This is a genomic window from Mycobacterium sp. pUA109 (genome assembly GCF_041287095.1).
Lineage (GTDB): Bacteria > Actinomycetota > Actinomycetes > Mycobacteriales > Mycobacteriaceae > Mycobacterium.
Window position 1 is genome coordinate 198592 of record NZ_JBGGKS010000005.1, and the last position, 14552, is coordinate 213143.

The window sequence follows — 14552 nt, forward strand, 5'->3', positions numbered from 1 at the left end:
GAGATCGACGTTTCGGAGAGCTTTTCTCGCGTTTTCCCTCGGAAACGTCGATCTCGGCGATGCCGGAGGCTGATGTCGGTGGCTTTAGACGCGCCGCGGTGCGGCCAGGCGCTCCCGGCGCAGCAACGCCACCTCGGGCAACTCCAGCGCCGGCAGGTCGCCCACCACCTTCGACAGCAGCAGGTCGGCGAACTCGGGGTTGCGGGCCAGGCACGGTCCGTGCAGGTAGGTGGCGAACACGCTGCCCTGCACCGCGCCGTCGAACCCGTCGCCGGCGCGGTTGCCGGCGCCCTTGGTCACCGCGCCCAGCGGTGTCGCCGCCGCACCGAGCAGGGTGCCGCCGCGGTGGTTCTCGAACCCGGTCAGCGGCGCCGACAACCCCGCCACCAGCGGCCGGCTGACCATCTCACCGATGCTGCGGGTGTCCTGCGGCGACGTGGTCACGTCCAGCAGCCCCACCCCCTCGACCCGTTCCCCGGCCGAGGTCTCATACCAGGCGCCGAGCACCTGGATCGCCGCGCAGATCGCCAGCACCGGCGCCCCGCGCGCCGCCGCGCGCTGCAGCCCCGGATGCCGGATCAGGTGCTGGGTGGCCAACCGTTGCGCGTAGTCTTCGGCGCCGCCCAACGTGTACAGGTCCAGGCTGTCGGGCACCGGGTCGTCCAGGGTGATTTCCACGATCTCGGCGGCCAGCCCGCGCAGCCGCAGCCGCTGCCGCAGCACCACCGCGTTGCCGCCGTCGCCGTAGGTGCCCATCACGTCGGGCAGCACCAGCCCGATCCGCACCGGGTCAGCCATGACGCTCCAGCACCCGATTCAGCTGCAGGAACGCCGTGTAGTTGGCGACCACCTCGACGTGGCCGGGCGGGCAGGATGCGATCGCGCGCACGGTGTCGTGCACCAGGGTGTGCTCGACCCCGGCGTAACCGAGCCGGACCGCCAGGTCGGTGCCCCGCTCCCCGGCCGCCACCACCGACGTCTCCTCGAAGTGCTCGAAGCGCACATCCCACAGCCAGGACAGGTCCTCGCCGTCGGGCACCTGCCCGTTGACCGCGATCACCACCCCGTCGGCGTGCTTGTCGACCATCGACAGCGCCTCCTGCCACCCGGCCGGGTTTTTCGCCAGCAGCATCCGGACGCGGTGGCCCCCGATCTGCACGGTGCGGTACCGCCCGGCGACCTCGTCGACCCCCGACACCGCGGCCACCGCCGCGGCCGGGTCGGCGCCCAGCGCGACGGCGGCGGCGACGGCTTGGGCGGCGTTGCCGCGGTTGACCGCCCCCGGCAGCGCCAACCGCATCGGCAGCGCCAACCCGTCCGGCCCGTACAGGGTGTCGTCGTCGAACCACCAGTGCGGGCTTGGCCGTTTGAAGTCGGCGCCGGTGGAATACCAGTGCGCCGGCTCGCGGACGATGACCTCCCCGCTGCGCGGACAGCTGACCGAGTCGTGTGCCCAGCCGCCGCCGGCGGCCACCCACACCACCCGCGGGCTGTCGTAGGCCGCCGACGTCATCAACACGTCGTCGCAGTTGGCGACCACCACCGCGTCGGGGTGCCGGGCCAGCCCGGCCCGCAGCGCCCGCTCGATCACGTTGATCTCACCGACCCGGTCCAGCTGGTCGCGGGACAAGTTGAGCAAGATGACGACCGCGGCCTCCACCGCATCCAAGACATGCGGGACGTGCATCTCGTCGACTTCCAGCGCCGCCAGCGCGGCGCCGCGGTCGGCGGCCAACGCGGCCACCAGGCCGGCGTCCATGTTGGCGCCCTCGGCGTTGGTGGCCACCGAGCCCAGGGTTCCCAGCGCGGCCGCGGTCATCCGGGTGGTGGTGGATTTCCCGTTGGTCCCGGTGACCACGACGGTGCGCCGGTCGGTGCCCAGCTGGCGCAGGATCGAGCGGTCCAGGGTCATCGCCACCAGGCCGCCGATCATCGCCCCGGCGCCGCGGCGGGTCACCCGCGACGCCCACCGCGCCCCCGCACCGGCGGCCAGGGCGAGGCGCCCACGGGTGGTGATCACCCGTGGAGTTTAAATACCGGACACGACGCGCAGCGACCGGGCTTTGTCGTTGCGGCGTGCCATCCTCAAGCTATGAGCAGCGTCGGATGGGGGCGGCCCGCCCACGAACCCGGGGCGGGCTGGGCGGTCGTCGACGTCGAAACTTCCGGCTTTAGGCCAGGTCAGGCGCGCATCATCAGCCTGGCCGCGTTAGCGCTGGACGCCGACGGACGGGTGGAGCACTCGGTGGTCAGCCTGCTCAACCCCGGCGTCGACCCGGGCCCGACCCACGTGCACGGGCTGACCGCGGCCATGCTGGAGGACCAACCCCAGTTCTCCGACATCGTCGGCGACGTCATCGAGGTGCTGAACGGGCGCACGCTGGTCGCGCACAACGTCGCGTTCGACTACGCCTTCCTGACCGCGGAGGCCGAACTCGTCGACGCCGAACTGCCGGTCGACACCGTGATGTGCACGGTTGAGCTGGCCCGGCGGCTGGACCTCGGCCTGGACAATCTGCGGTTGGAGACCCTCGCCGGGCACTGGGGCATCGCCCAGACCCGCGCCCATGACGCGTTTGACGACGCGCTGGTGCTGTCCCGGGTGCTGGACCCGGCGCTGCAGCGGGCCCGGGCCCGCGACGTGTGGCTGCCGGTGCGCCCGGTCGCCCGGCGCCGGTGGCCCAACGGGCGGGTCACCCACGATGAGCTGCGGCCGCTGAAAATGCTGGCCTCCCGGATGCCGTGCCCGTACCTGAACCCGGGCCGCTACGTGCGGGGCCGGCCGCTGGTGCAGGGCATGCGGGTCGCGCTGTCCGCCGAGTGCAGCCGCACCCACGAGGAGCTGGTGGAGCGGATCCTGCACGCCGGGCTGGCCTACAGCGACGGCGTCGACCCCGACACCTCGCTGGTGGTGTGCAACGAACCCCGGCCCGATCAGGGCAAGGGGTATCTGGCCCGCGAGCTGGGGGTGCCGGTGGTCTCCGACGCGCAGTTCATGGACAGCGTCGGCAGCGTCGCCGGGGGTACCGACATCGAGGAATTCACCGACGTCACCGCCCCCGCCGAGCAGTTCGCGTTGTTCTGAGCTGCGGGCGTGTCGAGATTGCGGCGGTGGTCGTGCATTGTCGAAAACCGCGACCCGCGACGCAATCTCAACGTCGCCCCGCGTGCTCGCTGGCTTAGGCGCTGCTCTCGGCCCAGGCCGCCGATTCGTCCACGCTGTCCGGATGCGGCTCCACGGGGTAGGGCCGCTGCTGCCCGTCCCGCGCGCCGCTCAGCGCGGCGATCAGCTCCTTGACCTTCACCGCCTCGTCGCCGGACACGGATTGGCCGGCTTCCAGCGCTTCGAGCACCTCGGCGCGAAGCCCCACCCCGGTCGCGATCTCCTGAAGCGACAGTTGAGCGCGGCGGCGCGCCACATACAGCTGCTGACCCAGGCTCGATCCCGGCGCGGCCGCCGCCCGAGTCATCAGCTCGTCGTAACGGGACCGGACCTCGGCGAGCGCCGCGATCACCGCCGGGGTGATCCGGGTCCGACCCGCGGCGGTCTGCAACATCGCCTGGACTCTGCGCAGCCCGGCCAGGATCGCGTGCACCCGGGGGTGGAATGACGCGACGTCGGGTTGCGGCAGGGACTCGATGGCGCAGGCGTGCAGCTGCAGCGCCGCCTCCGCGAGACCGACGATAATCGGCGCTTCGCCTTCATCGGGCGCAAATCCGGCCATGTAGGTCCCTCGATTCCCTGTGATATGTGTCCTAGCCGACAGCGCGTCATGGTAACCGTGCCGTGCCAGCTCCGGGTGGCCAGGGGGCGATGCGGGCGCCGGCGGGCGCGGCACCGAGACTTGGCTTGCCGCAGGCCGAGTCGCGGCATCTGCCCGCTCTGCTGGACGGGGAAATTCGGCGGTTGTTACTGTCGTCGCGTGGTCATCGGGTCGGGTCGACGCGGCGCTGAATTCGTATCGTTGCTGAGGATGAGCGGGGTATGAGCAACCCGGGTAAGGCCAATAGCAACGCTGCCACACCACCACCGGGCAACTCCCAGCAAACCGACACCGCTGCGCCGCGGCCGTTGCCGGCGGGCGCGGCCAACCCGCCACCGCAGAGCGTGCCTCCCGCACCCGGCACCATCGCGCCGGTCGCGATGGGCCTGGCTGTGAGCGTGCCCCCCGGCGCCGCCCAGCCGCCACCGCCGCGCCGCGAGGCGCCGCCGAAGGTGGCGGCCCCGCAGGGCATTCGGCCCCCGGACCGGGGAAACCCGGCGCCCCAACCTGGGCAGACACCCGCGGCGCCCACGGCGGCCGGATCGGCGGAGCCCGGCCCTCCGGGGCTGGCCGGCGACGAGCTGCGCACCGCCCGGCTCAACGCCGAACGGGATGCCCCGTCGGTCAACGGCTGGCGAAAACGGCTGCGGGCGGCCACCTTCGGGCTGGTCACCCTAGGCCCCTCGGCCGACGAACGGCGGGTTCGCGAGCTCACCGCCGCGGTCGACAGCGTGCTACCCGGCACCCACTCGGTGGTGGTGCTGGGCGGCAAAGGCGGGGCCGGCAAGACCTCCACCGCGATCGGGGTGGGTTCGACGTTCGCGCGGCTGCACCACAAGGTGGTGGCCATCGACGGCAATCCCGACATCGGGGCCAACCTGGGTGAGCGGATCGATCCGTCGGCGACCTCCTCCTACCGTGAGGTGCTGACCGACACCCGGATCGAGCGCTACGCCGACGTGCGCGCCCACATCGGGCAAAGCTCGGCCTCCGGGCTGGATGTGCTGGCCGCCAACCGCAACGTCAGCGACCGGAAACTGCTCGACGCCAAGACGTATCTGGCCGCCCACGAGATCCTGCGGCGGTTCTACTCGGTGCTGGTCACCGATTCCGGCACCAACGTCGAGCATCCGGTGGTCAAGGGCCTGCTGGACACCGCGGACGCGTTGGTCCTGGTCTCCGCCGGCACCCACGACAGCGCGCAAGCCACCGGCAAGGTGATGGACTGGCTCGCCGAGTCGCGGCACAGCGAGCTGCTCGCCCGCACCGTCGTCGTGCTCAACGACGTGACCGGGCGCGCCGAGGGCGCCACGACCCGCACCCTGGCCGAGGTGTTCGCCCGGCGGGTGGGCGCCAACCAGGTGTTCACGCTGCCGTATGACCCCCACCTCGCGGCGGGCGGCGGCGTCGACCTGGATCAGCTGCGGCGGGGTACGCGCCGGCGGTTCTTGGAGATCACCGCCGCGGTGGCGGCGCACTTCGCCGCGCCGGCGGCCAGACCCCAGGACGACGTCAGCCGCGCGCGGCGCGGTTGACCGCCGACACCACCGCCCGCAGCGACGCCGTGGTGATCGACGTCGCGATCCCCACCCCCCATACCGTCGCGCCGCTGATGGAGGCCTCCACGTAGGCCGCGGCCTGCGCTTCTTCCCCGGCGCTCATCGCGTGTTCGGAGTAGTCCAGGACGTTGACGTGGATCCCGACCTGGCCCAGCGCGTCGCAAAACGCCGCCAGCGGTCCGTTGCCGACCCCGCCGATCTCGGTTTCGGTCCCGTCGATCTTGACGACGGCCTCGATGCGGTCGGTGCCGCCGTCGACCTCCGCGGCGATCACCCGCTGGCGCATCCGCTCCAGCGGCCGCACCGGCGCCAGGTACTCCTCGGCGAACGCGTCCCACATCTCCTTGGGCGCGACCTCGCCGCCCTCACCGTCGGTGATCTTCTGAATCACCTGGGAGAACTCGATCTGCAGCCGGCGCGGCAACACCAGACCGTGATCGGCCTTCATGATGTAGGCCACCCCGCCCTTGCCGGACTGCGAGTTGACCCGGATCACCGCCTCGTAGGTGCGCCCGACGTCCTTGGGGTCGATCGGCAGGTAAGGGACCTGCCAGAGCATGTCGTCGACATCGGAATCGGCGGCGTCGGCGTCGATCTTCATGGCGTCCAGGCCCTTGTTGATCGCGTCCTGGTGGCTGCCCGAGAACGCGGTGTACACCAGGTCGCCGCCGTAAGGATGCCGCTCGGGCACCCGCAGCTGGTTGCAGTACTCCACCGTGCGGCGGATCTCGTCGATGTTGGCGAAGTCGATCTGCGGGTCCACCCCGCGACTGAACAGGTTCAGCCCCAACGTCACCAAGCAGACGTTGCCGGTGCGCTCCCCGTTGCCGAACAGGCAGCCCTCGATCCGGTCCGCGCCGGCCTGATACCCCAGCTCCGCGGCGGCCACCGCGGTGCCGCGGTCGTTGTGCGGGTGCAGGCTCAAGATCACCGCATCGCGGCGTTTTAGATTCCGGTGCATCCACTCGATCGAGTCGGCGTACACGTTGGGGGTGGCCATCTCCACCGTGGCCGGCAGGTTGAAGATGATCGGGTTGTCCGGGGTGGGCGCGATGACGTCGCCGACGGCGTCGCACACCTGCTTGGCGTATTCGAGTTCGGTGCCGGTGTAGGACTCCGGAGAGTACTCGAAGCGCCACCGGGTGCCCGGGTACTTGGCGGCCTGTTCGACGCATTTACGCGCACCCTGCACCGCGATCTCCTGCACCGCGGCCCGGTCGGCTTTGAACACCACCCGGCGCTGCAGGATCGACGTCGAATTGTAGAAGTGCACGATCACGTTCGGTGCGCCCTGACAGGCCTCGAAGGTGCGCTCGATCAGCTCGTCGCGGCACTGGGTCAGCACCTGAATGGTGACATCGTCGGGGATCACATTGGCCTCGATGATCTCGCGGACGAAGTCGAAGTCGGTTTGGCTGGCCGACGGGAAGCCGACCTCGATCTCCTTGTAACCCATCCGCACCAGCAGGTCGAACATGCGGCGTTTGCGGGCCGGGCTCATCGGGTCGATCAGGGCCTGGTTGCCGTCGCGCAGGTCGACCGCGCACCACAGCGGCGCCCGCTCGATCACCCGGTCGGGCCAGGTGCGGTCCGGCAGCCGGATCGGTTCGACTTCCTCGGCGAAGCTGCGGTACCGGTTGACCGGCATCGACGAGCCGCGCTGGGTGTTCCAGGCGGGCTGGCCGGGGTTGGGCGCGCCGGCGGGTTTGGTGATGGTTCGTCCCGACGTGAAAACGTCGGGCGAATCGGCGGGGGGTTCAGAAAAAGTGGTCATCGCTAGTGCTCCGGATTCGTCTGGATGGACTTCAGACCGGCGCATCGCAAACGCCCGCGACGGGAAGCCGGTCTGGATCAGACCCCGTCGCGGCGTCCGAGGAGGAGCACCCGCTGCACGTCGACCACTGTACCGTGCCGCGGCCGGGGGCCAAAACGACGCCCGAGTCAGCTCAGCTGGGTGGGCCTAGCCCGACGATCTCGCTGCTGGTGTGCGTGACCAGCGCGGGACCGATCTGTTCGAGTTGCCCGTACCCGCCGGGGGGCATCCGCCACAGCTGCTTGCAGGTGGCCAGGTCGGTGGCGACGGCGTCGGTTCCGTTTTTGAGCAACGCCACCCGGCCATCGGAGGCGAAGGAGGCATAGTCGCCACGCAGCGGGCAGGTCGGCACCGGCTTGCCAGTGGACAGATCCCAGCGCTGCCATTGATCGCTGGCCCGGTACCACAACTGGTCGCCGATGTTGCGAAACTGCGGGGCAATCCCGTAGCCGAGTCGGCCGGCCGGGATCTCGAGGATCTGCTGACCGGTTGCCGAAAAGACGTGAAATATTTTCTGGTCGAATGCGATTGGCATGCCGATGCCGTCCAGCAGGTTGTAGCCGGGCAACGGTTGTCGGTGCAGTAACTTGCCTGCGGTGTCGTAGAACAACACGCCGATACCGTCCGCGGAGTCGTATTCGTAGGCGAATCCGTCCGGGTAGGTGGTGGCCCGGCGCAACGTGGTGCCGCGCGGCGGGGTGGGGGTGAGTTCGGTGCCGTCGATGACGGAGAACACCCGCCACGTGGGGTCGTCGGGTTTGGGGATCTGGGTCAGTACGGTCGAATCCGTGGTGACCGGCCATCCGTTGCCCGGGGCGAACCAGGTGCGCTCGCCGCGTGGTCCGATGCCCCAGAGCCCCCGTTCGTCCTGGCCGGCGATCAGGTGGTTTCCCGCTACCTGGAACTGGTATCTGTCGGGCCCAGACGGGCGCCCATCGAGGCTGGTTTTGCCGCGGTAGCTGATGGTCCCGCGGGCCAGGTTGAGCGCCCAGATCTGGTCAGGTTCGTAGTCGTCCAGGCAAGCCGCGGTCGTATCGCCGGTCTGGTGGCAGCTGAGGTTGGTGCCGGCGCCGTCGAGTCGCAACGGCGTGAACAGTCGCCGCCCCGTCGACAGGTCGATGCCGTACACCCACTGCTGCGGGTGGTCCAGGCAGCCGGAGGTGTTGCAATCGGTTTTGAAGTAGGCGCGGTGGTCGGTTGTGGCGAATAGCTCGCCGAGGCTGACGGTGTCGGGAATGCCGAGCTCGGCGCGGGTGAGGTGCCAGGCCCGGACCAGTGGGCGATCCAAGCCGAAGCCGACCAGCGTGTGATCCGGTTGAGCCGACGAGGGCGTTGCCCCGAAGGCGATGGCGAGCGCCGTCACGACACCTACCGTGATCACCCCATGTCGACGTCGCATCAGAATGACCAGCTGCCCGCCGGTGACAGCACGAAGCCGTGGTTCATGATTGGGTCGGTGCAGGCCACACCGTCCTGGGTCACCGCGCAGGTAATACTGCTGGCGGACAGCTTGGACCCCGGCGTCAACCGGAATTGGTCGGGCGGGGCCGGGCAGTCGCCAGAGCCTCGGACGAAGGTGTACGTCCGGACACCTCGATACACCGGCGCGGTGTCCCCGGCCAGGGCGATGCCATCGCAGGCCTCTGGCTTTGACGCCGCGGTGTCCGGCATGCCGGGGATGACACCGGTGCAGGACGCGCCGTAGTGGATCGGACCGCCGTCTTGGTAGGGCCAGGAGCAGGACAGCGTCGGCGTTGTGAACCCGATGTGGGTGGATTTCAGCACCAGCCGCAGGTATGGCTTGGGGTCGACGGCGGTGAACGTGGACAGGTCCGGAAACCCCGGCGGCCCCTGGTCGGACGCGTGGCTGGGCGCCGGCGCGCCCGGCCGAGTGGGCGCCGGTGCACCGCAGCCCGCAAGTGTCGCGGCCAGGGTCAACCATGCGATCCGGACCCACACAGCACCGAATCTAGGTCACCCCGACGGTGGTGACGCGCACCAATGTGGCCCGCCGGTCAAGCCAACTCGGTTGATCCCGAGATCGCGGTGACATTCCGCCGAACGTTTTCTGCAGCGTCCCCATCCTGCCGACGTGGGGGCCGCGCCCCGGCACCCCGTATCCTGTGCTGTGGACGTGACCGCGACGACGCGGCTGAACGACCGAGACCCCGGAAGGATCGCAGTGGCACTCGTCGTGCAGAAGTACGGCGGATCGTCGGTGCAAGACGCCGACGCCGTCCGCCGGGTCGCTGAACGCATCGTCGAGACCAAAAAGCGGGGTAACGACGTCGTCGTGGTGTGCTCGGCGATGGGCGATACCACCGATGACCTGCTGGAACTGGCCCAGCAGGTGTGCCCCTCGCCGCCGGCTCGGGAACTGGACATGCTGCTGACCGCCGGGGAGCGGATCTCCAACGCGTTGGTGGCGATGGCGATCGAATCGCTGGGGTCGCAGGCGCGGTCGTTCACCGGGTCGCAGGCCGGGGTGATCACCACCGGCGCGCACGGCAAAGCCAAGATCATCGAGGTCACCCCCGGGCGGCTGCAGGCCGCCCTCGCGGACGGCCAGGTGGTGCTGGTCGCCGGGTTCCAGGGCGTCAGCCAGGACAGCAAGGACGTCACCACGCTGGGTCGCGGCGGGTCGGACACCACCGCGGTGGCGCTGGCCGCGGCCTTGAAAGCCGACGTCTGCGAGATCTACACCGACGTCGATGGCATCTTCACCGCCGACCCGCGCATCGTGCCCAACGCCCGCCGGCTGGACACCGTCACCTTTGAGGAGATGCTGGAGCTGGCCGCCTGCGGCGCCAAGGTGCTGATGCTGCGCTGCGTGGAGTACGCCCGCCGCTACCACCTGCCGGTGCATGTCCGGTCGTCGTACTCGGATAAGCCCGGCACCATTGTTTCCGGATCGATCGAGGACATCCCCATGGAAGACCCCATCCTGTCCGGCGTCGCTCACGACAAGAGCGAAGCCAAGGTGACCGTCGTCGGTATCCCCGACCTGCCCGGCTACGCGGCCCGGGTGTTCCGCGCGGCCGCCGACGCCGACATCAACATCGACATGGTGCTGCAGAACGTCTCCAAGATCGAGGACGGCAAAACCGACATCACCTTCACCTGCCCGCGGGAGAGCGGGCCGGCCGCGGTGGCCAAACTGGAGTCGCTGAAGAACGAGGTCGGTTTCACCGAGGTGCTCTACGACGACCACATCGGCAAGGTGTCGCTGATCGGGGCCGGGATGCGCAGCCACCCCGGCGTCACCGCCACGTTCTGCGAGGCGCTGGCGGATGCCGGCATCAACATCGACCTGATCTCCACCTCCGAGATCCGCATCTCGGTGCTGGTCCGGGACACCGACCTGGACAAGGCCGTCGTCGCCCTGCATGACGCGTTCGGGCTGGGCGGCGATGAGGAGGCGACCGTCTACGCCGGGACGGGGCGGTAATGGTTGCCCTGGGAGTCGTCGGCGCCACCGGTCAGGTGGGGCAGGTGATGCGCACCCTGCTCGAGGAACGCGACTTCCCGGCCACTAGCGTGCGGTTCTTCGCCTCGGCGCGCTCGCAGGGCCGCAAGTTGAGCTTCCGCGGCCAGGAGATCGAGGTCGAAGACACCGAAACCGCCGACCCGACCGGGTTGGACATCGCGTTGTTCTCCGCCGGCGCCACCATGTCCCGGGTGCAGGCCCCGCGGTTCGCCGCGGCCGGGGTGACGGTGATCGACAACTCCTCGGCCTGGCGCAAGGACCCCGACGTGCCGCTGGTGGTGTCCGAGGTCAACTTCGAGCGGGATGTCCGCGGTGCCGGGCCGCTCAAGAAGGGCATCATCGCCAACCCGAACTGCACCACGATGGCCGCGATGCCGGTGCTCAAGGTGCTGCACGACGAGGCGCAGCTGGTGCGGCTGGTGGTCTCCACCTACCAGGCGGTCTCCGGCAGCGGGCTGGCCGGCGTCGAGGAACTGGCCGGGCAGACCCGCGCGGTGGTGGACGGCGCCGAACAGCTGGTGCACGACGGGGCCGCGGTGAGCTTCCCGGCGCCGCACAAGTACGTGGCCCCGATCGCGTTCAACGTGGTGGCGCTGGCCGGGTCGTTGGTCGACGACGGCTCCGGGGAGACCGACGAGGACCAGAAACTGCGCAACGAGAGCCGCAAGATCCTCGGCGTGCCGGACCTGGCGGTCAGCGGCACCTGCGTGCGGGTGCCGGTGTTCACCGGGCACTCACTGTCGATCAACGCCGAATTCGCCCGACCGCTGTCCCCGGAACGGGCGACCGAGCTGCTGTCCACCGCGCCCGGCGTGAAACTGGTCGACGTGCCCACCCCGCTGGCCGCCGCCGGGGTCGATGAATCCCTGGTCGGCCGGATCCGCCCCGACCCGGGGGTGCCCGACGGGCGCGGGCTCGCGCTGTTCGTTTCCGGCGACAATCTGCGGAAGGGCGCGGCGCTGAACACGATTCAGATCGCCGAGTTGCTGGCCGCGACCCGCTGACCGGGGCGCCCCGTTACGCTGTCCGGCGATGGGCGTGCGGGGCAGGGTGATCGCTACGGCGCTGCTCGCGTGGGGCGGGCTGACCGCGACCACCGCGCACGCCGACCCGCCGGCGCCGATGCCCGAGCCGATTCTGCAGCCGCTGACCGAAGGCGAGGTGCTGCGCATCGGCCCGATGGCCGGCACCGGCACCGACACCCGCGACTACGGGATCGGCGCCACCGACCTGTGCGAGTTCATGGAGTTTCCCAGCGAGGTGCTGCAGATCTGCGGTGACAGCTTCGCCGGTGAGGGCGTCGGGTTCGGCGGCTGGTATTCGCCGATCGCGCTGCACGTCGACACCGACTCGGTCAACGACCCGACCGGCGTGCGCTACACCGGCGTCACCGGGGTGTGGCAGCCGCTGCTGGCCGACCCCACCCCGCCCGGGTCCTCGCAGCTGCCGGCCGGGGTGGTGCGCATCAACCGCAGCAACTATCTGCTGGTCACCACCACGACCAGCCTGGTGCCGCAGACCTCGCGGCTGGTGAAGGCCGAACCGGCGCGCGGACGCTGGTCAACCGTGCCGGGGTCGCAACGCGACGGCGGCTACCAGGATGGCCGGCAGTCCCAGATCAGCGGGTACTACGACCCGATCCCGACCGCCGACTCACCCGGCGGGTGGGTGTACATCGTGGCCGACAACTTCAACCGCAGCGCACCGATCGTGCTGTACCGGGCGCGGCCGGAGTCGTTCACCGACCGCTCGACGTGGCAGGGCTGGGCCGGCGGCGCGGAGGGCGGGTGGAACAAACCCCCGACACCGCTGTGGAATGAGCAGATCGGGGAGATGTGCATCCGGCAGATCGACGGCAAGACGGTGCTGTCGTATTTCAACGCCAGCACCGGCGACATGGAGGTCCGGGTCGCCAACGATCCGACGTCGCTGGGCAGCGCCCCGGTGACCACCGTGGTGCAGCACGACGAATGGCCGGAGCCGGCGGAAAGTTTGCCGCCGCCGTTCGACAATCGGCTCGCCCAGCCCTACGGCGGATACATCTCGCCGGGGTCGACGCTGGACGAGCTGCGGGTGTTTGTCAGCCAGTGGGACACCGAACCGCGCGAGCGGGCGCCGTACCGGGTCATCCAATTCGCGGTGAACCCGCTCAAGCCGGACTGATTCGACGCGTGCACCCGCATAGCGTTTTCATAGGCAGGACCTAGCTGGCACCATTTTGGCGCGCAGAAGATGCTAGGTATGAGTGAAACACCTGAAACCAGCAACGCGACTTCGGTCGCCACATCAACGCCAGCGCAGCACAAGCCGTACTGGCTCTACCGGCTCGCGGCCTGGGTCGTGATCGTCGCCGGGACCGTGTTCGTTGTCGCGGTCATCTTCTTCTCCGGGGCCGCGCTGACCCACCACCACGGCTGCCACCACCACGGCCATCACCACCACTCGATGGTGCAACCCGGCCACCACCACCGGCACCACCCCGGTCCGGGAGCCGGTGCCCCCGGCCGCGGCCCCGGCCAGCCGCCGACGTCGACCGCACCGTCGCTGGCCCCGCCCACCCCGTAGTTGCACCCCCAAGAACGCAAACGCCCCCACCCCCGACCCGGGGGCGTTTGCTTTTTTGGGGTAGCGCTCAAAAACGACACAGCGAATTCATTGACCGAACCCATCCGCGGCGACGCGTTGTTTTAGCATGATGAGCCTTATGACTGAAACACCCGAATCGAGCAGCCCGCCCCCGCCGCCGCCCCCGCCTCCGCCCGCGAAGCCGAGCCGGCTCTACCAGGCCGCCGCCTGGGTGGTGATCGTCGCCGGGATCGTGTTCATCGTCGCGGTGATCTTCTTCTCCGGTGCCGCACTGAGCCACCACCGCGATTGGCACAACCACCATCATCACGGCCCGTGCATGATGCATCACCCGGGACCGCCGGGACCGGGCCCGAACATGGGTCCGGACTTCTCGCCCGGTCCCGGTAACGGTCCCGGCGGACCGGGAGGCCCCGGAGTTCCACCACCTCCTCCCGCCCCGCCGCACCGCTAGCGGCTGGAGCCATGCCTTCCATGACTCGGCAACCGGGACCGCCAGCCACATGCCAAGGGCGGCGGCGCATTCGGTCATTTCGAGGTGACCCGGACCGCGCCAAGCTCGGCTGACGTCGGGTGGGCGTGCTTAAGATCAACGCCATGGGTAAGCCGGTGACACACGGGTGGGCCATCGCGCTTGCCGTGACGGGTTTCGCAGCGCTGGCCAGTACCGCGGTGGCCGCCGCGAATCCGTCGGAGCCAGGTGTGGTGTCCTACGCGGTGCTGGGCAAGGGGTCCGTCGGCAATATCGTCGGCGCGCCGATGGGCTTCGAATCGATCTCGCGCGAGCCCTACCAGGACTTCTGGGTGGACGACCCGGTCTGCAACAACTGGACCGACATCGGGTTACCCGAGGTGTACAACGACCCCGACCTGGCGTCGTTCAACAGCGCGGTCACCATGACCTCGGCCACCGACGACACCCACTTCGTCAAACAGGCGGTCGGCGTGTTCGCCACCGGGGACGCCGCGAACCGGGCGTTCCACCGGGTCACCGACCGCACCGGCGGCTGCTCGGGGCAGACCACCGGCCTGCACCTGGCGAACGGGTCCACCCAGACCTGGTCGTTCGACGGGGGGCCGCCCACCGCCACCGACGCGGCGTGGACCAAGCAGGAAGCCGGCACCGACCGGCGCTGTTTCTTCCAGACCCGGTTGCGGGAGAACGTGCTGCTGCAAGCCAAGGTGTGCCAGTCCGGCAACGCCGGCCCGGCGGTCAATGTGCTGGCCGGGGCGATGCAGAACACCCTGGGGCAGTAGTGGCACGCAATGTTTGGGTATCCGTAGCCAACGTGTCACCGGCGACGCACAGGAAGATGTCGGTGGCCCTCTGCAAGATGGAAGGT

Annotated in this window: 14 protein-coding genes; 8 read left to right on the top strand and 6 right to left on the bottom strand. The window is 69.7% G+C overall.

Annotation, left to right across the window (positions count from 1 at the left end; all coding sequences use genetic code 11):
- Positions 1-84: 84 nt before the first annotated feature.
- A complete protein-coding gene (locus tag ACAG26_RS08130; RefSeq protein WP_370481031.1) occupies positions 85-798 on the bottom strand; it encodes a type 1 glutamine amidotransferase in 714 nt (237 codons plus the stop codon).
- A complete protein-coding gene (locus tag ACAG26_RS08135; RefSeq protein ID WP_370481033.1) occupies positions 791-2020 on the bottom strand; it encodes a MurT ligase domain-containing protein in 1230 nt (409 codons plus the stop codon). The genes ACAG26_RS08130 and ACAG26_RS08135 overlap by 8 nt, the downstream gene beginning before the upstream one ends.
- A gap of 72 nt (positions 2021-2092) precedes the next feature.
- Here ACAG26_RS08135 and ACAG26_RS08140 point away from each other — a divergent pair, with 72 nt between their 5' ends.
- Entirely contained in the window at positions 2093-3085 is a 993-nt protein-coding gene (locus ACAG26_RS08140; RefSeq protein WP_370481035.1) for a DEDDh family exonuclease, read from the top strand.
- A 94-nt stretch (positions 3086-3179) separates the two neighbouring features.
- On the opposite strand, the gene ACAG26_RS08145 is transcribed toward ACAG26_RS08140, so the two are convergent.
- On the bottom strand, positions 3180-3725 hold the full coding sequence (locus ACAG26_RS08145) for a helix-turn-helix domain-containing protein (protein WP_370481038.1): 546 nt from the start codon (positions 3723-3725) through the stop codon (positions 3180-3182).
- Between the two features lie 260 nt (positions 3726-3985).
- Between ACAG26_RS08145 and ACAG26_RS08150 the strand changes: the two genes are divergently transcribed.
- The gene (locus tag ACAG26_RS08150; protein ID WP_370481039.1) at positions 3986-5299 is read left to right on the top strand and encodes an AAA family ATPase; all 1314 of its coding nucleotides are present in this window, start codon (positions 3986-3988) and stop codon (positions 5297-5299) included.
- Here the strand turns inward: ACAG26_RS08150 and leuA are convergent.
- From leuA to ACAG26_RS08165, 3 genes are all read right to left on the bottom strand, one after another.
- Positions 5277-7097 carry a 2-isopropylmalate synthase gene (leuA, locus tag ACAG26_RS08155; protein ID WP_370481042.1) on the bottom strand — a complete coding sequence of 607 codons (1821 nt, stop codon included), beginning with the start codon at positions 7095-7097 and terminating at the stop codon, positions 5277-5279. The two genes, ACAG26_RS08150 and leuA, sit on opposite strands and share 23 nt — an antisense overlap.
- Positions 7098-7269: 172 nt before the next feature.
- On the bottom strand, positions 7270-8499 hold the full coding sequence (locus tag ACAG26_RS08160; RefSeq protein ID WP_370481044.1) for a hypothetical protein: 1230 nt from the start codon (positions 8497-8499) through the stop codon (positions 7270-7272).
- Between the two features lie 35 nt (positions 8500-8534).
- On the bottom strand, positions 8535-9095 hold the full coding sequence (locus ACAG26_RS08165; RefSeq protein WP_370481046.1) for a hypothetical protein: 561 nt from the start codon (positions 9093-9095) through the stop codon (positions 8535-8537).
- 223 nt (positions 9096-9318) lie between these two features.
- On the opposite strand from ACAG26_RS08165, the gene ACAG26_RS08170 reads away from it, so the two are divergent.
- From ACAG26_RS08170 to ACAG26_RS08195, 6 genes are all read left to right on the top strand, one after another.
- Positions 9319-10584 (top strand): aspartate kinase, encoded by a 1266-nt coding sequence (locus ACAG26_RS08170; protein WP_370481048.1) that lies wholly within the window; start codon positions 9319-9321, stop codon positions 10582-10584.
- A complete protein-coding gene (locus ACAG26_RS08175; RefSeq protein WP_370481050.1) occupies positions 10584-11627 on the top strand; it encodes an aspartate-semialdehyde dehydrogenase in 1044 nt (347 codons plus the stop codon). Before ACAG26_RS08170 ends, ACAG26_RS08175 begins: the two co-directional genes overlap by 1 nt.
- Before the next feature lie 118 nt (positions 11628-11745).
- The gene (locus ACAG26_RS08180) at positions 11746-12786 is read left to right on the top strand and encodes a DUF4185 domain-containing protein (RefSeq protein ID WP_370481215.1); all 1041 of its coding nucleotides are present in this window, start codon (positions 11746-11748) and stop codon (positions 12784-12786) included.
- 78 nt (positions 12787-12864) lie between these two features.
- A complete protein-coding gene (locus tag ACAG26_RS08185) occupies positions 12865-13188 on the top strand; it encodes a hypothetical protein (RefSeq protein WP_370481052.1) in 324 nt (107 codons plus the stop codon).
- A gap of 139 nt (positions 13189-13327) precedes the next feature.
- On the top strand, positions 13328-13663 hold the full coding sequence (locus tag ACAG26_RS08190; protein ID WP_370481053.1) for a hypothetical protein: 336 nt from the start codon (positions 13328-13330) through the stop codon (positions 13661-13663).
- A gap of 143 nt (positions 13664-13806) precedes the next feature.
- Complete coding sequence (locus tag ACAG26_RS08195; RefSeq protein ID WP_370481054.1) at positions 13807-14466, top strand: sensor domain-containing protein; 660 nt, start codon at positions 13807-13809, stop codon at positions 14464-14466.
- Positions 14467-14552 lie beyond the last annotated feature (86 nt).